The 654-nt window shown below is 62.6% G+C and carries 1 pseudogene; it reads right to left on the reverse strand.

Annotated elements, in window-relative coordinates:
* Window positions 1-132: 132 nt before the first annotated feature.
* Window positions 133-654: pseudogene (locus ASD34_RS28010) on the reverse strand (hemagglutinin); the annotation flags it as partial.

The following is a 654-nucleotide window of genomic DNA, read 5'->3' on the forward strand; positions in this document are numbered from 1 at the left end:
AACCAGACGAGGTCGACGTCGACAGGCTGTCGATGCTGCTCGTGGCCGTGCTCAGACCCGACGACGTGGAGGTCGACAAGCTGCTGACGTTGCTGTTCGTGGAGCTCAGGCCCGTCGACAGGCTCGTGATANGCTCGATGTCGATGTCGAAAGGCTGTCGATGCGGCTGCTGCTGGTGCTCAGACCCGACGACGTCGAGGTCGACAGGCTGTTCACGTTGCTGTTCGTCGTGCTCAGGCCGCTGGACAAGCTCGAGATGCCGCTGGTCGCCGTGCTCAGACCGCTCGACGTCGAGGTCGACAAGCTGCTGACATTGCTGTTCGCGGTGCTCAGACCTGTGGACAGGCTGGAGATACCACTGGTCGCCGTGCTCAGGCCCGACGACGTAGATGTCGAGAGGCTGTCGATGCGGCTATTGACGGTGCTCAGCCCCGAGGACGTCGAGGTCGACAGGCTGCCCACCTTGCTGTTCGTGGTGCTCAAGCCCGTGGACAGGCTGGAGATGCCGCTCGTGGCCGTGCTCAGGCCGGACGACGTCGAAGTCGACAGACTGCTGACATTGCTGTTGGTCGTGCTCAAGCCGGTGGACAAGCTGGAGATACCACTCGTGGCCGTGCTCAAGCCGGACGACGTCGAAGTCGACAAGCTACTGAC

The sequence above is a fragment of the Variovorax sp. Root473 genome (assembly GCF_001426505.1).
Lineage (GTDB): Bacteria > Pseudomonadota > Gammaproteobacteria > Burkholderiales > Burkholderiaceae_C > Variovorax.